Source organism: Trichodesmium erythraeum IMS101 (genome assembly GCF_000014265.1).
GTDB classification, from domain to species: domain Bacteria; phylum Cyanobacteriota; class Cyanobacteriia; order Cyanobacteriales; family Microcoleaceae; genus Trichodesmium; species Trichodesmium erythraeum.
The window spans coordinates 3,849,028-3,872,067 of sequence record NC_008312.1; the positions used below are offsets into that span (position 1 = coordinate 3,849,028).

12 protein-coding genes and 1 pseudogene are annotated in these 23,040 nt (G+C 34.0%); 5 read left to right on the forward strand and 8 right to left on the reverse strand.

All coding sequences use genetic code 11. The features are described 5' to 3' along the window. Window positions 1-28: 28 nt before the first annotated feature. Window positions 29-958: an Rpn family recombination-promoting nuclease/putative transposase gene (locus tag TERY_RS11925; protein ID WP_011612068.1), complete on the reverse strand. Its 930-nt coding sequence runs from the start codon at window positions 956-958 to the stop codon at window positions 29-31. Between the two features lie 780 nt (window positions 959-1,738). On the opposite strand from TERY_RS11925, the gene TERY_RS11930 reads away from it, so the two are divergent. Next, on the forward strand, window positions 1,739-5,788 hold the full coding sequence (locus TERY_RS11930) for a HEAT repeat domain-containing protein (protein ID WP_011612069.1): 4,050 nt from the start codon (window positions 1,739-1,741) through the stop codon (window positions 5,786-5,788). Between the two features lie 422 nt (window positions 5,789-6,210). Here TERY_RS11930 and TERY_RS32950 read toward each other — a convergent pair whose 3' ends face one another. The 7 genes from TERY_RS32950 to TERY_RS11955 all read right to left on the reverse strand — a co-directional run bounded on the left by TERY_RS32950 (window position 6,211) and on the right by TERY_RS11955 (window position 15,251). Beyond that, window positions 6,211-6,363 carry a hypothetical protein gene (locus tag TERY_RS32950; RefSeq protein ID WP_155994406.1) on the reverse strand — a complete coding sequence of 51 codons (153 nt, stop codon included), beginning with the start codon at window positions 6,361-6,363 and terminating at the stop codon, window positions 6,211-6,213. A 428-nt stretch (window positions 6,364-6,791) separates the two neighbouring features. Further along, window positions 6,792-8,396: a putative bifunctional diguanylate cyclase/phosphodiesterase gene (locus TERY_RS11935; protein WP_196797279.1), complete on the reverse strand. Its 1,605-nt coding sequence runs from the start codon at window positions 8,394-8,396 to the stop codon at window positions 6,792-6,794. A 1,589-nt stretch (window positions 8,397-9,985) separates the two neighbouring features. Further along, on the reverse strand, window positions 9,986-10,111 hold the full coding sequence (locus TERY_RS36875) for a hypothetical protein (RefSeq protein WP_370497134.1): 126 nt from the start codon (window positions 10,109-10,111) through the stop codon (window positions 9,986-9,988). A 51-nt stretch (window positions 10,112-10,162) separates the two neighbouring features. Next, window positions 10,163-10,909 (reverse strand): hypothetical protein, encoded by a 747-nt coding sequence (locus TERY_RS11940; RefSeq protein ID WP_011612071.1) that lies wholly within the window; start codon window positions 10,907-10,909, stop codon window positions 10,163-10,165. A 455-nt stretch (window positions 10,910-11,364) separates the two neighbouring features. Continuing rightward, window positions 11,365-12,333, reverse strand: coding sequence for a BadF/BadG/BcrA/BcrD ATPase family protein (locus TERY_RS11945; protein ID WP_011612072.1), 969 nt, complete (start codon window positions 12,331-12,333; stop codon window positions 11,365-11,367). Between the two features lie 437 nt (window positions 12,334-12,770). Further along, complete coding sequence (locus TERY_RS11950) at window positions 12,771-13,685, reverse strand: S1 RNA-binding domain-containing protein (protein WP_011612073.1); 915 nt, start codon at window positions 13,683-13,685, stop codon at window positions 12,771-12,773. Window positions 13,686-14,513: 828 nt separating this feature from the next. Next, window positions 14,514-15,251: a dienelactone hydrolase family protein gene (locus tag TERY_RS11955; protein ID WP_011612074.1), complete on the reverse strand. Its 738-nt coding sequence runs from the start codon at window positions 15,249-15,251 to the stop codon at window positions 14,514-14,516. Window positions 15,252-16,089: 838 nt separating this feature from the next. Between TERY_RS11955 and TERY_RS11960 the strand changes: the two genes are divergently transcribed. From TERY_RS11960 to TERY_RS11975, 4 genes and pseudogenes are all read left to right on the forward strand, one after another. Then, complete coding sequence (locus tag TERY_RS11960) at window positions 16,090-17,073, forward strand: GntR family transcriptional regulator (RefSeq protein WP_011612075.1); 984 nt, start codon at window positions 16,090-16,092, stop codon at window positions 17,071-17,073. 399 nt (window positions 17,074-17,472) lie between these two features. Further along, complete coding sequence (locus TERY_RS11965; RefSeq protein WP_011612076.1) at window positions 17,473-19,428, forward strand: hypothetical protein; 1,956 nt, start codon at window positions 17,473-17,475, stop codon at window positions 19,426-19,428. Between the two features lie 1,433 nt (window positions 19,429-20,861). Then, a pseudogene (locus TERY_RS11970) lies at window positions 20,862-22,131 on the forward strand (IS701 family transposase). Window positions 22,132-22,729: 598 nt separating this feature from the next. Further along, entirely contained in the window at window positions 22,730-22,930 is a 201-nt protein-coding gene (locus TERY_RS11975; protein WP_044136758.1) for a hypothetical protein, read from the forward strand. Window positions 22,931-23,040: the final 110 nt, after the last annotated feature.

A 23,040-nucleotide genomic window follows, 5' to 3' on the forward strand; every position in this document is an offset into this window, starting at 1 on the left:
TCTCAAACTTTTTAGCTCTTGACTTATATTAAAAATCCTCAAATAAATGCAACCAACTCAACAAATCTTCCAAATTATTAAAATCTAAAGAGTCTTCCCCTAAATTATCCAAATGTGCAACTGATAAACCCTCAATTTGACTAGTTATTGCCTCCGGAACTTCTCCAAAACGCTTTTTAAGTTGACGTATTATTAATTGCCCTCTCCCTTTTTGTTCGCCTTTTTGTTCCCCTCTTCGCTCTCCTTGTTGTTCCGCATAAGTTATCCGTCCTCTTTCATCTTGCATTGCTATTCCTCGACGCTCAACTATGTCTAACTCTTCCGCTGTCATGTTAATTTTATTAGCAATATTTAAAGCCTTTTCTATTTCCGAAACTTCTCTTAAATTCTCCGGTATCTCATCTAAACGGCTAGCACTTTTGAGAAAATAAATCCACTTATCACTTAAAGTATGTAACTCAGACAAATTTTTCTTAAACTTGGGTAATTCTACAAAAAATAGTTGTAATTCTTGTTCCAGAAACTTAAATTTTTTAGTCTCTTGTTGAAAGACAAACTTATTAATTATATCCTCATTATTTTCAAACAAAATAAAGTCTGTAATTGTTACCCCTATAGCTGGATTCAGCAAGAGATAATCTTCTCCTGTTTCTAATTGATTTGCATAAGCTTTAGCTAGGTTATAAGCTACTCGTTTATTAAAACCAGTCATTCTAGCAACCTGCATTTCAATCACTACAATAGAACCATCTACTAAAACAGCTTTGATATCTAAATATGTATCTTTTAAACTCAGCAATTGACCAGGATTAAAAGGATTAGCAATTGTCAAAGACTGAATAATTTTTTTCCCCCCATAAATTATGGCATTGAGAAAGCTAATCAAGATATCTTGACTTTGTTGCGAACCGAAGATTTTTTTAAAAGCATAATCTATTTTAGGACTAACAAATTTCATGATTTTTTTCTCCTAATTAATAATTAAAATTGTCAAATAGTTATCTACAGACTTTATATTTACTAACATTTTTATGATTCTCGTGTACACCATAATTATAACATTTATAGCTGGAATATGTCACAATTTTTTAGAGACAACTTGAGGATATAATCTCCTAAAATATCAATTAGGTAATTAACAATTAATAGTACACTTTCTCTCGATATATCTACTACTAAATTATCAATTAAAATCATTAATAGTTAATGTGAATATGAAGTATACGTAGATTTACAAAAGGTGCAATATATGTCTAGAGTGTTCAAGAAATCTTCACTTTTATTGGATTAGTTATGAGACTTTTTGTGATATTATATAAATCTTATAAAATCGAACCATTCTTATTATAAATAGGATGGATGGTACTATTAGTAGTTAAATCTAATGGTGTGTGCGATCGCCTTATATTTGGGAGGTAAATAATATGGTAAAAAAAGTAATAGATCGAGAGGTTTATTATACTCAGAAACAATTACAGGACTTACCCATTTATCATAGGCTATATATAGTGTATTTGCGTAAGTCCTGATACTAAAATCTCAAGTTATCTGAGTTTAAATTTTGAATGTTTTATATTTTCCTATTGACGCGATCGCCCTCAAAATGCCACTCAGCTCTCAGCAGGAGACAGGAGGATAAAATTGGCACTTACAGGACTAGGGTAGAACGCTAGATATTGACTAAATACAATACCCTTATATTATAATACATAACTAACATATAAAGGATAAAATAATTATGATTGAATGGTTAGTTGCTTGGGGAAGTAGTGAAGCGGTTAAATTTATTGCTCAGGAAGTTGTTGGAAAGTTAGGGAAGGGTGCTGTTGAAGATTATGTTAAGGATTTTTTGAAGCAAAACATCTCTAATGCTGTTGCCAGAATAGCAAATGGAGAACCTTTAAAAAAAGCTACTAAACAAGCAATTAAAGATTTTGAGAATTTGGGATATAAAGAGTTAAAAAATACTGATTTGAGTGAAAGTAAATTAAAGGAATATGATAAATATTTCAAGTCTTTTATTCAAGAGGGGTCTGTTTTAGAGGTTTTAATTAGTGCCTTCGATAATGATGTGAAAATTTTAGATATTAATAAATTGGCTACTGCCTGGAACAAAATAAATCCACCTTTACCAGATAACTTTGACTGGGATTTTTTGGCAAAGCAACATCAGAGAAGTGTTAAAGATATTATCCGGAGTTTCCCAGAATTACGGATAATATTAGATTCTAAAAACCTCGATCAAATAGCAAATCAAAATTATAAAATTACACCAGAATTTGACCTCAGAAAATATCAAGAAGGTATCCAAGAACAATATGGAAATCTCAAACTAGAAAGTTTAGATACCAGTGGTTATGGTTATAATGAACTGAAATTATGGGGAATGTTTATTCCTCAAAATGTTCGAGAATCTCAAGAATTTAGGCCTCAATTATATGAGGTTCCTAAAGAATATCTCCAACAATTAAAAGAGACGGGGCAGTTAGAGGCAGAATTTTCTCCAGAACAATTGGAAACTGTCCGACGCAGATATTTAGAACAGCCGGTTCGCTCGGTTTTAGAACTAATAGAAAATACCAACTATAAATATTTAGTTATTCTGGGAGACCCTGGTTCTGGCAAGTCTACCTTATTACAATATATCGCTTTGGAATGGGCAGAATTACCTCTGAAAGATTTGCCTTTAAAACCAATTCCTCTATTAATTGAACTACGGACTTATGTGAGAAATCATGAGACTAATAACTGCCAAAATTTTCTAGATTTTCTCGAAAAAGGTAGCGGTTTAAATTGCCATTTTCCTCAAAAAGAACTTCATGCAAAATTACAAAATGGTGATGCTATTGTGATGTTTGATGGATTAGATGAAGTTTTTGAACCTGCTAAAAGAAAAGAAATAATTACTGATATTCATCGGTTTACAAATGATTATAAAAATGTCCGGGTTATTGTTACTTCTAGAGTAATTGGTTATCAGCCACAACAACTCCGGGATGCTGAATTTTATCATTTTATGTTGCAAGATTTGGGGTCGGAACAAGTTGATAATTTTATTCAACTTTGGCATGATTTAACTTATCAAGATGAGGGGGAAAAAGAGCGGAAAAGGGAAAGGTTGAAACGGGCAATTAATGATTCTTCAGCTATTAAGCAGTTGTCGGGAAATCCTTTGTTATTAACTATGATGGCTATTTTAAATCGTCATCAAGAATTACCGAGAGATAGGGCAGAACTTTATAATCAAGCTTCTCGGGTTTTATTACAGCAATGGGATATGGAAAGGGCTTTAGTTGATGCTAAGATTGACCCGATAACTATTGACTATAAAGATAAGCAAGAAATTTTGCGCCGAGTTGCTGATTTTATGCAACAAAATAAAGAGGGTTTGGCTGGTAATTTGATTGATGAAAGCAGCTTAGAAAATATTATTAAAGATTATCTAAAAAGTGTAGATATTAATGATGTGAGAGTTGTGGCTAGGGCGTTGATGGAACAGTTGCGGGTTCGTAATTTTATTTTGTGTTTTGTTGGGGGTGGATATTATGCTTTTGTGCATCGAACTTTTTTAGAATATTTCTGTGCTTGGAGTTTTGTTTGGCAGTTTACGGTAACACAAACTCTGGGAAAAGATGGGTTGATAAATGATGTTTTTGGTGGTCATTGGCGGGATGAAAAATGGCATGAGGTATTACGGTTAATTTCTGGGATGATAGATGCTAAGTTTGTGGGAGATATTATTAGTTATTTGATGGAACAAGATGGGGAAGAGGAAAAGTTTCAGAATTTATTTTTGGCGGGCAAGTGTTTGTCTGAAGTTAGGAGTAGTCAGGGTATTGATGATGTGGAAAATCGGTTATTAAATAGGTTAAAAGAGTTGACTGGGTATGACCTTGGTTATTTTTATCAACCATTGTACTTAAGCTTTAGTTCTATTTCTAGGGAAATTTATAGGAAAAATTTAGACTTAGTTCGTGAAATTCGTACTCAAGCTGTGGAAATAGTGGCTACAACCTGGAGGGACGACCCTTCAACTTATGCTTGGCTCAAACAAAGGGTTGTGTCTGATGAAGACTCGGATGTGCGACGTGAAGCCGTCCGACAAATAGCTACTGGTTGGAAACACGAGCCGGGAATTTTAGAATTACTCAAACAATGGGTTGTGTCTGATGAAGACTCGGATGTGCGACGTGAAGCCCTCCGACAAATAGCTACTGGTTGGAAACACGAGCCCGGAATTTTAGAATTACTCAAACAATGGGTTGTGTCTGATGAAAGTGAGTATGTGCGAACTGAAGCCGTCCGACAAATAGCTACTGGTTGGAAACACGAGCCCGGAATTTTAGAATTACTCAAACAATGGGTTGTGTCTGATGAAAGTGAGGATGTGCGAGGTGAAGCCCTCGGACAAATAGCAACTGGTTGGAAACACGAGCCGGGAATTTTAGAATTACTCAAACAATGGGTTGTGTCTGATGAAAATTGGCATGTGCGAACTGAAGCCCTCCGACAAATAGTAACTGGTTGGAAACACGAGCCCGGAATTTTAGAACTACTCAAACAATGGGTTGTGTCTGATGAAAGTGAGCTTGTGCGAGGTGAAGCCCTCCGACAAATAGCTACTGGTTGGAAACACGAGCCGGGAATTTTAGATTTACTCAAACAAAGGGTTGTGTCTGATGAAAGTGAGTATGTGCGAACTGAAGCCGTCGGACAAATAGCTACTGGTTGGAAACACGAGCCCGGAATTTTAGAATTACTCAAACAAAGGGTTGTGTCTGATGATAGTGAGTCTGTGCGAGCTGAAGCCCTCCGACAAATAGCTACTGGTTGGAAACACGAGCCCGGAATTTTAGAATTACTCAAACAAAGGGTTGTGTCTGATGATAGTGAGTCTGTGCGAGCTGAAGCCCTCCGACAAATAGCTACTGGTTGGAAACACGAGCCCGGAATTTTAGAATTACTCAAACAAAGGGTTGTGTCTGATGATAGTGAGTCTGTGCGAGCTGAAGCCCTCCGACAAATAGCTACTGGTTGGAAACACGAGCCCGGAATTTTAGAATTACTCAAACAAAGGGTTGTGTCTGATGATAGTGAGGATGTGCGACGTGAAGCCGTCCGACAAATAGCTACTGGTTGGAAACACGAGCCCGGAATTTTAGAATTACTCAAACAATGGGTTGTGTCTGATGAAAGTGAGTATGTGCGACGTGAAGCCCTCGGACAAATAGCTACTGGTTGGAAACACGAGCCCGGAATTTTAGAATTACTCAAACAATGGGTTGTGTCTGATGAAAGTGAGTATGTGCGACGTGAAGCCCTCCGACAAATAGCTACTGGTTGGAAACACGAGCCCGGAATTTTTGAATTACTCAAACAAAGGGTTGTGTCTCATGAAAGTTCGTCTGTGCGAACTGAAGCCGTCCGACAAATAGCTACTGGTTGGAAACACGAGCCCGGAATTTTAGAATTACTCAAACAAAAGGTTGTGTCTGATGAAAGTTGGGATGTGCGACGTGAGGCAGTCAAACAAATAGCAACTGGTTGGAAACAGGAGCCGGGAACTTTTGAAATATTTTATGACAACGCCCTCAACGATCCCTTTGAACGTATACATGAAATTCAAGACAACCCTCGACAAACAGCACTAGAAGCAATAGTCAAACAATACCCAGACCATCCCCAAACCCTCCCACTATTACAAGACAGAGCCGAAAACGACCCAGACGAACAACTACAGAATTGGGCAAAAAGGAAATTGCGATCGCTAAAAAATAACCAGCGCTAGCATCTATGGCGCCATACCCAAGTCAAACAAGAGAGCCGTCGGGCTGAAGATCCAAAGAAACCAGAAATCAGATCATATCAACTGAATTCGGCATCAAAAAACACTTCATTTTCAGCCCCTATGCAAACCCTCCTAACACCCAATTCCTCATACTATTCCTCAAAAACTTTCCTACATTTTCTTAACTAGGAAAAGCAAAAAGTAGGGCAATAAACTTAGGAACTTTGCATAAAAGCATCCCGAAAACATAATAAGAATTAACATTAACCTAGCCAAACACAGCAAAAAAAACATTATATTTATGCAAAATATTTAATAACTAAAATCTTCCCAAACAAAGCATTAACCCACAAGAATTAGTATTACTCCTGGTTTATTATTTTTGATTTATTACCTGTAAACTTTTACCCTTAATTATATCATTATTCTTTGATTAAATCAATCCTCTCTCCCCTCTCCAGACACAGCAACCTTCCCTGTCCCTGAAGTACAGTAACAAAAGTTAGTAAACCAGTTTTTTTAAACATTGAATATTCATTAAAACCAGCATCACCACAGATAATTGTATCAACCATTTTAGTCTTCTGTCAGACAAAAACCCCCTCAAAAACACCTCAACTGTAACCACCATAATTCTATAGAATTAAAATATCGCGAGTAAGGGAATAAACTTATAAACACTGATCCTAGGAACTCTATTCTATCTTCAATTAATATTAGTTAATCTCCAACTAAATCATCCATCAAAACCACCCCTTATATTCATAAATCAGACAGAAAAAAAAACCTCAATAAATACCTTAAACATAAGCCTTAACATTGAATTATTGATAAACATTAACCCTACCACCCCTTTAATACTTATTCCACCAATTATCCTAGCCTTCTAACCTCTAATCAGCACCAACAAAAAATTATTTACCCCTCTAATTTTATCTAAGACATACAGCAGAAAAACCTCAATCTGACAAATAAACATAATTCATTTTATATTCCTGCTGCTTTAAAGAAAAGGACTAGTTAGTGAGGTAAACTGAAGTAGTTCATTTACACTGGAAGTTGTCAATGGCTTTGAGAAAAAATACCCCTGTCCTTTGCGACACTTAAGTTGCTTGAGCTGATTCATTTGAGCCTTAGTTTCTATTCCTTCTGCAATTATTTCTAAATCTAAATTATTAGCCAATGCAATAACAGCACTCACAATTTTTAAAGTTTGACCGCTTGTATCCGAATCTAATTGACTCACAAAAGAACGGTCAATTTTAATAGTATTAATAGGAAACTGATGTAAATAACTTAACGACGAATAACCAGTACCAAAATCATCTATTGATAATCTAATATTTTGATTTTTCAGTTTCTCAAAAACTGCAGTAGCTAAATCAACATTTGTCATAATTAAACTTTCAGTAATTTCTAGATTCAAACAATGAGGTTGACAATTTGTTGCCGCCAAAATTTCATTAACTTGTTCCAAAAAATTTGGTTGTGAGATATTCTTGCTAGAAATATTGACACTCATAGTAAAATTATGAGCAATAAAATTACAGTCAGAATATGCCAAACCAGAGCAAACATGTCTCCCTGTCAACCTTTTCTGCCAAACAGCCAACTGATGACAAGCCGTTCGCAATATCCACATTCCTAGAGGAATAATTAAACCCGTTTCTTCTGCCAATGGGATAAACTTTCCTGGTTGAATTAAGCCTTTAGTAGGATGAGCCCAGCGTACCAAACATTCAAAACCAGTAATTTTATTTGTAGTTAAACAAATAATTGGTTGGTAACTTAAAAAAAACTGAGAATTTACTGGATTTTGTTTAATCATTTCTACAGCTCGTCGTAGATCATTTTCCAATTCTAATAAAGATACAACTTCTCTGTGCATTGTCAAATCAAACACCTCATACCTTGCCTTACCTAAATCTTTAGCCCGATACATCGCAATATCTGCAGCTCGCAGTACATCTTCTGGGTGGTTGTAAATAGGACAAATAGGAAAACTATTTTCACCGAGCTGATCACTAAACTGTTTACAATTAGTAACAATGCCAATACTTACTGTAGTAAATATTTCATGTCCTTCAACATAAATTGGTTGAGCAAGTTCTTGATTAATTTTCATAGCTACTTTAGTAGCATAGTCAGCATCGGGTAGAGACCTTAGTAAGATAGTGAACTCATCCCCTCCTAACCTCGCCACAGTATCTGAAGCTTTGATATAATTCTGTAGTCGCCTGCTGATGATGACTAATACTTGATCTCCAATAACATGCCCCAAACTATCATTAATTACTTTAAAGCGATCTAGATCTAAAAACAGAACCCCATACTTATAACTTAGGTCTTTTCTAGACTGATGTAAAACTAGTTTTAGTTCATTAAAAAACAAATTACGGTTTGGTAAACCCGTCAGCCCATCGTGAAATGCCTTATATAAAAGTGTAGCTTGTTTTTGTCTGTGTTTCTTGAGCTTTTTAACAATTACCTGCTTTGCTACCTCATTATTATCATTATTATCATTATAATAAATTTGCATAGAAGAATCTATAGCTTGTTCATTTAGTTTAATCAACTTTTTTCGACCACTAGATAAAACATCATCCACCTTAGACTTGAGCTTTTTCCAAAAGGCAGAGTTGAGCTGAAGTAATTTATAAATATAATGAATAAGCTGATAAATTTTATTAGTAAACTGCTTAAAGCTCTTCCAAATTGATAAATAATCACAGGTTAATAGCAAGGACGTTAACCCTTTCAATAGATGAAAAGTATGAATTCTCGAAATAGTAGCTATTAAATTTAATATCAGTCTCAATGAACAAACCCCTGGTATTTGTGTAACAATCATTATATATAAAGTTTTGAAACAATATTGTAAATAAAGAATACAAATAGACCCTCATAAAAAATGTATTCAAACAAGTCGAGATTATTATATATATTGTGGTTTTTACCTAAAAATTCTACCCGATGAAATCAACAACCTTATCTGTGTGTCTTACCAGATTTTAATACGATATTATGTCAAAGTAAACGGAAAAATATAGATCAAATTACTAACAATTTTATTAAGAAAAATTTACAAAAAAAAGTAACACTAAACCCAGAGCTAAAATCAGATTGATTCCATTACTCAGTATCCTATTTAGCAACACGATAATCTAAAAAAAATACCCTCTCACACTAGGAAGATTTATATTAGATGAAATTATATTTTATTGGGAGCAAGAAGACCTTTAATAAGTTACCTGAAAACAAGATATATTTAGCCTAATAGTTTTATTAAAAACTTTTTGTGTTTCTGGTCTAAGACTACTGTTAATACTTTACCCTCCCAGAATCTTTTATACACGAGCGTGAATATAGCTAGTAAAATAAATACAATCATAAAAGCCAAATATCCGCTATTTATTTATTTTTACTATACTTTAACAATTCTTAACTTATTATATTATAAATTTCAAACTTTTGTTTCATATATTTAGATAAATACGATTAATAGTTTTTATCAAAAAAAAAATAATTATTATATATATTTATGAAAATACTATATTTATCTTAAGTATGATACTATTATTCATTTTTAAAATAGTATGTCACTATAAAATGAAATGTAAAAAAAAAACTAACTGAAAAGAAACTGTTAGTTATCTTGCTACCAACAAAAAGATCAAAAAAAAGGGGCTAGTTTTAGTGACGAATGCTTCCAGTTGAGGTGAGACCTTAACCCATTTGGTGATAGGCAGGGTTAATGTATTGCAGTTGTATAATTAAGATACCAATGAAAATCTTACCCGCAAATCAAAAAAGCTCCTAGAAACTTAATTAATTAGAGTTATGCCCACAGAACCAAGTCCCAAAAATTAATTGGTGCTGCTGAAAACAGGCCAAGGCTTGTATGCTCTTGCTCCATAGTTGTATAAAGCCATACTCAAATAGCCCATTTATAGAAATTAATACCCTAGGTTATTGATGACACCATAGACATTAGAAGCCTCTTGAAAGTCTAATTAATTATTGGGCCTATGATCCTTTCAAGGATAAATCTCCTAATTATGCATCTTCAGAAAAGATTCTCAAGCCCTTACCCCGCCATTCCCAAATCAGCATTTTTAGAGATATCTATTAAAGCTCTATTCAAGCAAATCAAAAATCTGTATAACTTACCAGCACATTGTTAATACACTAGTATTATTAACATAGCTGATGAGGTGCTCTGGATTTCATTTCAACTACAGCAGAAACACCATATCCTTCAGCCTCTTCAATACCTTGAGACGCGATATCCACTCCCATAACCCAAGCAATATATACGCTCAAGGCAGCAATTCTTACAAGAATTCATTTCACAGCTAACTTCTGAACCCAAAACTAGCGCAACGCAAAATCAGAACGCAACCTCAATTCTAAATCATCCTCTGGATAAATAACAACTACCTCCCCTTCTTCCCGACCCAATAACACTCCACCTAAAGCACCTAAACCCGCACCTATTAATATCCTTTCCGTAGCCAGAACCCGATCTCCAAGAACCGCAGATAATAAAGCAGCAGCACCACCACCCACAGCAGCACCCTTCAAGATATCCCCAGCGCTTGCACCTTTTGTTATTTCTTCAGTCTCAGTAATTACTTGAGAAACAGCATTAATAGGAAACCTACGGCGATCGCCAATAATTAATTGTTCAGCAAAAAACTGAGTCCCATTTGAAACAGGTCGTAGTTCACCTTCTATCTCACCACCAAAAGGTATAACCACTCTTCCTTGAGCATCCCTAATATCTTTAGTCACCCTCAACCTTAACCTCATCGACTCATCTGGAGTTATCACAACCTTTTCTGCTTCCTTATATTCTATAGGAATAAGCTTTCCTGCTCGTATCCTTGCTACAGACAACGGCCCTCTTGGGTTACCTGGATATCGTCTGTGTTGGTAGCCTGGATATCGTCTTTGTTGGTAGCCTGGGTATTGTCTTTGTTGGTAGCCTGGGTATTGTCTTGGTCCGTTAAATTGAGCCATAGCTTGTTTTGACATTAAACCAGGAGTTGCTGTAGCTAATGTCATGCCTAAAGTCAACAACAAAGACGTTCCAGAATGCCAGTTTTTTGAATTAACCATAAGTAATATCTATCCTCCAATATTCAGTTATCAGTACAGACGCCTAAGGTCATTAGTTATCAGTTAAGCTCTCGTGCATCTAAATTTTTATTTCCTTTTGCCCGTTTTTTTTCACAAAAATTGAATGTATGATTATTAAGACCAAACCATTTATTAATTATCAGTTCTTGCTTTTCTAGTCTTAAGTTTGAGACCTGATTTTTTGTTCACAAACTGCTTTTAACCTCCCCCTTTAGGAGCTATCCTTAATCAACATTGAAAATCCAACTTTATTAAATAAAAAAGTTATAAATTTTCCATCAAATTGATATTTCTAAACAGTAAATATATTTAAAAATACGTTTTTTTTCTGCCACAGGAAAGAGCAGCGATCGCTATTTCCCCCAGCCCCATTTTCCCATCACCCTCAGCAAGAAAAGAGTTTTAGGAATTGCTACAGGCCCAATAGCTACATGTTAACTTTGAGCTTTTATCGCTTTTATAGCTTTTAAAGCTAAAATAGCTGCCCCATAAACAGGCTCATGTTTAGGCCAAATAACTTGAGCAGTAGGAGCGATCGCTGCTATAGAATCTTCAAACTGACCGCGAAAGTTAATCATACTATTCCAGACACTTCCAATAGTAACCACTTCAAAAATTTCGTGAACCTGAAATAAGGTAGATATCACAATTTTTGTAGCTTTACTTAACTCCTCCACAGCACCCTGAATAATTTTTTTAGCTACCTTATCTTCCTTATCTGCGGCAGCCGAGACAATGGGAGCAAGTGCAGCTATCCGTGTTACATCCCATCTACGGCGATATATTATTTCTATAATACCCTCAATATTTTTCAGGCCTAAGTATCTAGTAAAATCTGTAACCAAAATAGTCGGAGACTCACGTCCATCATAACTTTTCAAAGCCGCCTGTAAACCTCTAATAGCTATATTATAACCACTACCTTCATCTCCCAAAAGATAACCCCAACCACCAACCCGCTTAGTTAAGCCATGACTATTCTGGCCAAATACTAGGGAACCCGTACCAGCGATCGCCACAATACCTACAGAACATCCAAGACCTCCCACCAAAGCGATATTGCTGTCGCTACAAATAACTACAGTATTTGGCTGTAAATCCCATTTGATCGGAATATCCATCATAATTTCTTTGAGAAGACTTTCTACCACTAAAAAATCTTCAGGTCTTCCCACTCCTGCTAAACCCAGGCAAATTCCAGAGATTGGTTGATAACTATTACTATTAGCAACTGCTTGAGTAATAGCAGTTTGAATCGAATTTTTTGCTACTTCAATTCCTACACTGTGATAATTTGACGGACCGCTTTTGCCACTACCAAGAACTTGACAATTTTCATCCATTAAAACCGCTTCTGTTTTCGTTCCGCCGCCATCAATTCCTAAAACATTTAATTTTTTCATATTCTACAATTATTATCTACCCATCCACTTTATAGACAGGAAGAACTTTAGTATAAAACTAACTCTTGACAAAAATCATACTTTACTATTCAGTAGGGTTAGGGAGGTTCTATAAAGACATCATTTCTTTGCCTTTACCTATGCTAATAATTGGTTTAGATAATTATTTTTTTATTTCATATATCATTTTTTTATTAGTTAAATATTTCAAGTAAAAACCCATTATTTTCAAGAACATTAAAAACGAATTTTTCATCATTTATTCTCTTGTGTTGATAATTATTTTATAGTTAACATTCTCAACCATAAACCATATTTAGTACATAGTAAATTTGTATCAGTTTTTTTTTGACCTATAAAAATTGCTGAATAAGCGCTCAAACCTATTCAGCCTTCAAAAGTAAGTTAATAGAAAAAAATCAACCTAAAAACCAAAATTATTGTAGTTGAGGTAAAGCTTTTCTTGCCCTTTCTGCACGAGCATCTGCCGACTCCATCACTTCATCAATTTTTTCCAACATTTCCCCTGGATAATTTTCTAACACCTTAGTAGAGAGAGAAATTCGCTTTCTACCTTCATCTAAATCAACAATCATCGCCTTAACCAAATTACCCTGGGAAAAAATTGTAGATAAAGAATCAACCCGTTTTTGACTAACTTGAGTAATATGTAGCAAACCAGTTAAACCCTCTAAATCTACAAAAACACCAAAAGGCTTTACTCCAACAACTTTTCCTTCAAGTAATTGACCAACAGCTAACTTACTAAAACCAGCAGATTGAGTGGCCAAACGTTGAGACATCACAATCTTCTTTTTTTCTTGGTCTAATTCCAAAAAATTGACAGTTAATACCTGGTCTATCAATGACTCCAAATTATCCCTTGCCAGAAGATGGGAGCGTGGAACAAAACCCCGCAAAGATTGTATATCCACTGTTACCCCACCCTTATTAGTACCAATCACCCGAACTTGAAAAGACTGACCACCTGCTTCTAATTCAGCCAATCTCTCCCATATTTGATTAATTTCTAGCTGCTTAATAGAAAGAAGCACTTCACCGTCTGCATCTTGCTCACGAATAATTAGAAATTCTCTTTCTTGCTGGAGTGGTAGTGCTTCAGATAAATCTTCTATATCCCCCAAAGAAGCTTCTGGAAAAGGTAAGAGAGCTAAAGACTTTCCCCCTACATCAACGTAGATACCTTCAGACTCATAACTATTAACTTTTCCAGTTACTATTTGTCCTTTTTTAAATTCATAATTATACTGAGGTTGTTCGAGAGCTTTGGCAAAATCATCCATTGTAAAGGATTGTTTACTTCCTTGAGAGCTAATTGATTCCGAATTCATATGGAGTAAAAAAAACACTAAGTTACTCAAATATAACTAATCTTGAGGGCATAGTTATAAAAAATCACCAATTCATAGCATAATTCAGAAGTTTGGAGTTAAATTCTTGCTATGACTATTTGAGAGGTGCGAGAATGTCCTAACAAAAATAATGGCTTTTATCATGAGAGTATTATTATTATAATACTACAGTTATATAATCAAATTTTTCATTGCGTTGTTTATTTGCCCTTAACAGCTAAAGAAGATGTTAATCATGATTGCTCTATAATCAAATTATCTGATATAATCCAAAACAAAAAAGTGAGCGATCGCACTATTTATAGAAGCAAGATGGCATAGCATATAGCCACTGGAGTTGTTTCTTTCATGATACTTTCCCAGTTCTAGTAATTAACTTCAAATACTTGACATCTATATATTTTACCCCTTTTTTTACCATTTTTTTTCCCAAAGTCCTGCTCAACCACATATTATTATCAAACAGTAATTCTAATAAGATAAACATTAATTTTAGTACAAAAATGTAAGTACCTCAGCAAAATTATTTACCTATTTTAATTATCTATTCTTTTTATAAGGCCAATCATTCAGCTTGTATAAACGTGTAATTAATTTTGCAAGGCCACTTACTACTTAAAGACAAAAAAGAAATAAGTAAGTAATCAAACATTAACCCATTAACAAGAAATACCTAAAAGACTAATAATAGTGTAGAAATAACAAAATTCCTTGACAATTATCTTGAATATCTAGTCTTTCTTAGAGAAAGACTTGAGGAATTTTTGGAGATGTCTAATAGTCAGTGCTAGATATAACTTTTTTTCCTTATAAATTTTGAAGAAAAAGTTGTTTGGTCAATTCCCAAGCATCAGCAGCAGCTTGAGCATTATAACTACTACGGTGGTCACAGAAGAAACCGTGGTCTGCTTGATAACGAAATACTTGATGTTTAATTTTATGTTTCTGTAATTCTGCTTCTATTTTTTCTACCTCTTCTATGGGAATTAAAGGATCTTCTGTGCCAAAAAAGCAATATATCGTACCACTAATTTTAGGAGTGAGAGTAATAGTAGGCTCACCACCACCAGGAGTACCAACAGCAATACCAGCCCCATAGAAAGAAGCAGTTGCTTGAATTTCTCGCAAAGTAGCTGCTAGATAAGTTACATGGCCTCCAAAACAGAAACCCATACAACCGAACTTATCTGGTTTAACAGTAGGTAAATTTTTGAGATAATTAATAGTAGCTTGAATATCGCTGAGTAGTTCTGAAGCTCGAGTTTGTTCTTTGTACTTGCGACCTAATATTACATCCTCCTCAGTGTAGCCCACTTCAAAACCAGGAGCTTGACGTTGGTAAATTGAGGGAGCGATCGCCACATAACCTTCTTTAGCAATTTTTTCTGTTACTTCCCGAATATGGTTATTAACCCCAAATATTTCTTGAACAACCACCACCCCTGGAAATGGACCAGTTCCTAATGGTTGTACTAAATAGGAATCTATTTGAAGGTCTCCATTAGGGACTTGAATATGAGTTTTATGGATTTCTAATTGTGTCATATACTCGTTAAACTCAGAAGCTTTAAAGTTTTTAGTAATCTTATAGTTAAAGCATTTTCATTTTGATCAACTTACAACTATCTACATAAATCTTTGAATAGCCTTCATTATATCAATTCTATTCAGTAGTTCTACCTGGCCACATCAGTGTGATCCAACTTCCCTGGCGCAGACTTGAGAACTCAACTCCATTGTTAGATTTCAACTAGCATTTAAGTCTCCCTTCACAAGTCAAACCAAAATGTTCACAATTGAATAACCCATACTACTAAACAGATCATCATATCTCAAGCAGGCCAGCAGTTTTGCGGTTGAATCTCAACCAAAAGCTTATGTAGCTCAATGGCAGTGAGAAATTACATCTTAATACTCGCTGAGATTTTTAGAGATGAAAAAAGAATGTTTTTCCTTAAGCACAAATCTCAACTTATTTGTATGACCAGCTACAAAATTTTGTGTTTGGCCAGCAATGTTTTTCACTGGTTATTTGGGTGCTGTTCAATTTTGAATCCAATTAGCATGAATAAAGATAATTACAGCTAAACAAAAATAATACCAGATTATAGAACCAACAGCTTATCTGCCTCCTGCCCCTTGATAGCTGCTACATATTTACCGACTCAGATGATCGCCATACAAGAGTTTGATTATTAACGCCTTCCCCGTAAAATTCCTATGCCATGCTGTAATTTTTGTCAAGCAAAAACTCATATTAAATTTATATCATAATCATATATGTAGCATTACACTTAACAAGCCAAGATAAATTATTAGCTTTTAAATTTTGAGTTTTGACTTAAGCGTAGCGCTATTATTGCTATCCACTGGAGCTTAGGTAATGATTGATTTTCAAATTCAAGCAGATAATGATATTCCCGCATCAAAGCAATTATATAGTCAAATTAGGTTAGCAATTGCTTCCCGTAAATTTCCTCCTGGCCATCGATTACCTAGTACCCGTCAACTTGCGATGCAAACTGGGTTACATCGCAACACTATAAGTAAAGTATACCGTCAACTAGAAGATACCGGTCTAGTAGAAGCTCAAGCAGGTTCTGGTATTTATGTGAGAAGTCAAGGAAATGAGGGAGGGTCAAACTTAAAGTCTCTCACCTTCGATAAATATCCAAATGCCAGTAACATAGTCAAGAGTAGCTTAGATGAATTATTATCCCAAGGTTCTAGTTTAAATGAAGCTAGGGAAATGCTCCTGAGTGAGATTGACTGGCGATATCGTTGTAGTGCTAGAGTATTAGTCACAGCTCCGTTTCATGACATTGGCATTGGAAAGTTGATGACCAAAGAGTTAGAACAAGCTCTGAATATTGCTGTAGAGTTGGTTCCCATCGAAGAACTAAATGAGGTTATAAACCAAATATCTGCTGGCACAATTATCACAAGTCGTTATTTTATTAAGGAAGCTGAAGAAATAGCTGTTCTGAAACCTGTCAGGGTTATACCAATTGATACATATGATTATGCTCAAGAACTTCAATTGCTAAATACATTACCCAAAGGAAGTTACTGTGGTTTTGTTAGTCTCAGTTCAGGTGTTTTAAGAGCTGCAGAATTAATTATTCATGGTTGGCGCGGAAATGATATAGTTTTTATGCCGGCTATACATACAGAAATCGATAAAATAAATGCTATAGTGCGGGTAGCTAGAATAATTGTCTGTGATAGATTTAGCTTTGATATACTTAAAGATGTCTTACAAAAAAATAGGGAAGATATTATTCGCCCACCAGAAATTATATGTATTGAAAATTATATTGTTATAAATTCAATTAATCTATTGAAACGGGAGTTAGGTTTAGGTTAACTGCAAGTATTCAACAGTCAGCTATCAGCTATTAATTAAGGTCTGCTAAAAAAGTTTTATGAGTGAGGCTAGGAGTTAAGGGTAGGTAAGGACTTTGTCTGGAACAGACTTAGGTCTAAATGAGAATTATAGAGTAGGTAGTCAGGCATGTTTATACCTTAATTTTTAAGCTGTTATTTACTTAAAATCCTTGGTGGTAATTTTACAATTTATTATTTTCTATAAATATAAATTCTAATTACAATTAGAGTTAATTTGACCTAAGTTAGGTATGCTAATAGCTGGCAATATACCTGGGATAAATATGTTTTAAGGTTAAATTTGTACATCAGATAATTTGAAATTTAATTACATAATTACCAAAAAATATAAATAAACTAATCAAGTATCAATATAAAAATGAAAACAGAAGTCAGAAACATTAATACAGAAATATTAGAACATAATTTACAACGAAACTGGCAAGATTTAAAAAAATCTAATGATGTTTGTGAAATTAAATGCGACTTAAAGGTAGGAACATTATTGGTTATTTTTCAACATCCAGCAAATGTAGTGATAGATAAGCAAAAAACAATTGCAGAGTTAAAAACTCTAGTTCAAAAACAGGAGTTAGAATATATAGAAAAAGTAGGTATTTGCTTGAATATAATAGGTCATACATATCCTTATGCTTATCATTCATTTTTTACCAAGGATACCTCAGAAGAATCTATGTTCACTTTTCTGCCCAAATGGGTAGATAGAAATATAGATTCTGAAATAAAAATTACACCAGAATTACTAGATTCCTTAGATAATCCATTTAGTTTAAAAGATTTAGAAGCAATATCTATGAGACTAGAATCTGAGGGTATGTCTGATACAAATCCTCATCTAATCAATCAGCATATCTCTCAGGATAAAAGTCAAAATTCAGAAATTAAAATCACTTCAAAAATACTGGATGATTTAGATAATCCTTTTGATATGGAAGGATTAGATTTATCCCCAAAAAAAATTAATAGAAAAACTAGGAATTATGTAGAAAAAACATCGCCTATAATCAAAGAATCAACTATTAATTTAGCTGCCTTTTCTCAAGTAGAATTGATTAGCGCTAGTTTAAGTTTAGCAATTTTAATAGGCTGTTTTTTTGCAATAACTCAACCCTGTGTGATTGGAAAATGTATGATAATATCAACGGCAAAAGAATTAAATCAACAATCACTAGAAACAATTAAAAATGTCAAAAATTCTTTGGCTCCAAAGTGGGCACAAGAAAATTTAGAAACAGCAATTAAAAATTTAGAAAAGATTCCATTTTGGTCAATACATTACTTAGAATCACAAAATTTAAAGTCTACTTACAAAACAGAAAATGAGCATTTGGAAACAATTAGACAAGCTTTGCGTAATGGTGCACAAGCAGCTCAAAAAAGCAAAGGTTTACCACTACCAATAGAAGAATGGATAGAAATTCAATCACTTTGGCAAGAAGCGATCGCTCTATTAGAAAAAGTACCAGAAGATAGTAGAGCTTATCCTTTTGCTAAAAATAAACTACAGCAATATCGCAAGTATTTAGTTGCTATTAAAGGAAGATTAACTAGTGAAGAAGAAGCTAATCAAAAGTTAATAGCGGCGAAAAAATTAGCTCAGTTAGCAGAGACCAGAGAGGTAATAGCTCAATTTCCTGAAAGCTGGAAAAGTGTACATTCAAACTGGAAAGATGCCTTAGATAAAGTATCTAAGATTCCTCAACAAACAACTGCTTATTTAAAAGCCAAAAATTTACTTTCTCAGTATAAACAAAAACTTCAGCAAGCAGAGGAACGTAGAATCGTAGAAGAAATTGGTCAAGAGGCTTATAATCAAGCTATTAGTTACTCTAAACAAGCTGAAGTGTTTGAGGCAAAAGATAATTGGAGAGATGCTGCAAAATATTGGCAAAAAGCTCTAAATTATGCTGAAGACATACCAACTAATTCAAGTTATTTTATTTCAGCAAAACCTCTGATTAAATCTTATGATACTTTGCTAAAAGTAGCACAATCAAACCAAAGGTTATTAGATACTTTAGCAAAAGCTAATCAGGACTTAAATAAGACTTGCAAGGGAAAACAAAAAATTTGTCAATATAGTGTTACTAAGGATTTAATTACTGTACGTTTGACTTTTGATTATGTAGATAAAATCAAAAAAACAGCTAAAGCAGTGAAAAATAGTAAAGACAAAAAGAGTCGTACTGAACTCGAAAAACATTTGAAAACTTTAGAGGTTGCTTTAAAGGCTATTAGTAATAATTCTAAGATTCCTTTAGAACTTTATAACCCACAAGGTTTAAAAATTGCTTCTCATTTTCCCAATAGTTAAAGGAAGAAAAATATCTGAGTATAGTTTTTATAGTGCTTCTCAAATTTAGGTTGTGGAGTCTGTATTTAACTGAGATATAAGGTTGATAATTTCCGAGCCAAACTTATTACTATTTAAACCTATATTTTACACTATAAATGTAGCATGAAAATATAATTCAAAAGTCATGCATTCAAGGCACCCTCTTGATCTTCTCCACACCCCCATGGGGTAAGTTACCTCAATTTGAAAAAAATTATAGTGGTCAATAGGATTTAAGGATTCACTAAGTATTTGTACTTAATATATTCCTAAAAACTTTACTCCTGATCAAGGTAAATGAAAATAATTTTTATAGTATAAATATTTAACCAAGTTACAGATTTTATACTGATTTTTATGTTACAAATTGAGTTGCAGAATGTGAGTTTCAAAATTGAAAACTCCAGAGTTTTAGTTAGGGATACTGGCTCTAGACCACTATGAGTCAGAGAATTCCTGAGCACTCAACTTCATTTTCTGAAGCTCAAAAAAAACTGCGGTATTTTGCCTTGCATTCACACAAAAATTTTGATATCATAAAATTACAGTGGAGTAATTCGGGCATTTGCATGATTTTTTCTTCAACCCACTTTTAAGCAACTTAAGAGATATTACTAAAAAACTTACTAAAAAACTTACTAAAAAAATAGAATAGGTGCAAAAGCCGAACTAACCTGGGTATTGCCAATTAAGAACTTCTGTGGATATATAGGTAATAAGTGATAAATCATGATTCAATTATGAGTCAGAGAATTCCTAAGCACTCAACTTCATTTTCTGAAGCTCAAAAAAAAACCGCGGCATTTTCCCTTGCATTCACACAAAAATTTTGATATCATAAAATTAGAGTGGAGTAACTCGGGCATTTGCATGATTTTTTCTTCAACCCACTTTTAAGCAACTTAAGAGATATTACTAAAAAACTTACTAAAAAAATAGAATAGGTGCAAAAACCGAACTAACCTGGGTATTGCCAATTAAGAACTTCTGAATGGCTATATAGGTAATAAGTGATAAATCATGATTCAATTATGAGTCAGAGAATTCCTGAGCACTCACCTTCATTTTCTGAAGCTTAAAAAAAACCGCGGCATTTTCCCTTGCATTCACACAAAAATTTTGATATCATAAAATTAGAGTGGAGTAACTCGGGCATTTGCATGATTTTTTCTTCAACCCACTTTTAAGCAACTTAAGAGATATTACTAAAAAACTTACTAAAAAAATAGAATAGGTGCAAAAACCGAACTAACCTGGGTATTGCCAATTAAGAACTTCTGAATGGCTATATAGGTAATAAGTGATAAATCATGATTCAATTATCGGGACTTTAGTGAAAAAATAGTAAAAAAAAGGGTATAATGTATACCTGATATGTATTTTACGTTAATTACTGGCCTGGGAAAAGTTTGATGAAAGAAACAACTTCAGTGGCCATGCCCTCTTGTTTCCATCGATGGTGCGATCGCTTTAACAATGTCTTTAAAACAAAAGCCCAAAAAACAGGGTTTAGGGAATATATAGGAGGATTACTCTTGAGAAAGCGATCGAAAAAACTTGTCTCAAATTGCCAACAACACTGTAGGTCACACGTACCACAAATTACGGCATTTTCTAGTTCGAGCAAATTGGTCTGTAGATGCTGTGAATGAGCGTCGTCTTCAAGTAATGTGGGAACGTCGCCAAACAAAACCTTCTCGATCCTATTGCTTTAATTATAGACGATTCAGGCCACAGAAAAAGTGGTAATTTTACTGCAGGAGTAGGGCGGCAATATATAGGAGAAATAGGAAAAACAGATAATGGTGTAGTCGTGGTGACAACTCATCTTTATGATGGAGTTAAAAGTCTACCTTTAGACATAGCTTTGTATCAGAAAGCTGATTCTTTTCCAAAAGGAAAAAAAGACCCAGAATTTGTCAAGAAACCAGACGAGTGCAATGTCTCTAGTAGATCAATGTTTGTCCAGAGGACACCAACCAGAAATTGTGTTAATTGAAATTTGGCTATGGTAACAATACATCATTCTTAAATCAACTAGAGAAAAGAAGTTTAACTTATATAGGAGGATTAGCTAAAAATCGAAAAGTCATCATTAAAAAACAAGATGACATTAAAGAGGAAATTAGATTAGACAAGCTGGCAGAAAGTATACCTCAGAAAGCTTTCAACTTAGTTCAACTAAGTACAAAAAATGCTAGAGAAGTTTGGGTAGCTACATTAGAAGTAGAAATATCTAGGATGTCAGGTCAAAAAACTATAGCTATCGTTATGAATGCTAAAAGTTTTTCTGAGGCCACTGATATTAACTATTATATCACTAATAGAGAAGACAAATATGTAACTCCTGAGTGGATATATTCTACTTATTCTCAAAGAAATTGGGTGGAAGTTTTCTACAGGGAAGCCAAAGGATGGTTAGGATTAAGAGAATATCAAGTCAGAGATAAAATCAGCCTTAAAAGGCATTTTATTTTAGTATTTTGTGCTTATACATTTATTATCTGGCATCAGTTAACAGGAGGTATAAGAAGGCGTTGGGCTAACAAACCATTAAATACGTTTACTGATACTTTAGAAGCATTTCGTACCGCAATATCTTATCGTTTTGTTGAGTGGTTAGATGAAAACATCGACGTATTTACCGCTCATAAAGAGAGTTTAGGGTTTGTTTGGGCTTGAAATTTGCTAAAGTCCCGTTATGAGTCAGAGAATTCCTGAGCACTCACCTTCATTTTCTGAAGCTCAAAAAAAACCGCGGCATTTTCCCTTGCATTCACACAAAAATTTTGATATCATAAAATTAGAGTGGAGTAACTCGGGCGTTTGTATGATTTTTTCTTCAACCCACTTTTAAGCAACTTAAGAGATATTACTAAAAAACTTACTAAAAAAATAGAATAGGTGCAAAAACCGAACTAACCTGGGTATTGCCAATTAAGAACTTTAGATTGTTATTATCAAACTTTATCTACTTGGATAGATAAATTTTTAGAAGGAGGATTAAAGAATTTAGTAGAAACAATCATTCACCAAATATCATCAAGATTAAATATAGAGCAGAAACAGGAATTAAAAACAATGATACTGAAAGAATTACCCAGAGATTATGGGGTAGATATAAACAAATGGAGCTGGTAAAATTATTAGTAATGTTATTGAATTAAGATGGGTAGTAAAACTGAAAACAACAAGAATATATGAAATTTTAAATTAATTAAATTTATCAGCTCAAAAAGCCCATAGGAATTATGCTAAATTTATTTTAAGTCTAAAAAAATTGGCATCTAAAAAAGAGAAGGAAAAAATAGTATTTTTTGATGAATTTGCTGTTTATGAGCGCCCAAGCATTTTTTACGGATGGGCAAAAAAAAATACAGGTCCTGAAGTAACCAGTAATGAGAAGAGAGGTAGAAATAAATTGAATGGAATGATTTCAGTTAATGCCTTTACAGCTCAAGAGTATTTAAAATTAAAATAAAAATCTAAAATAGAGGAAGTTTCGGATTACTTTTTACAATGAGCTTAAGATTTTTTAACAGAAGGATTTGATAAGTTGACTATTATTTTAGATCAGGACTCGACAGATAA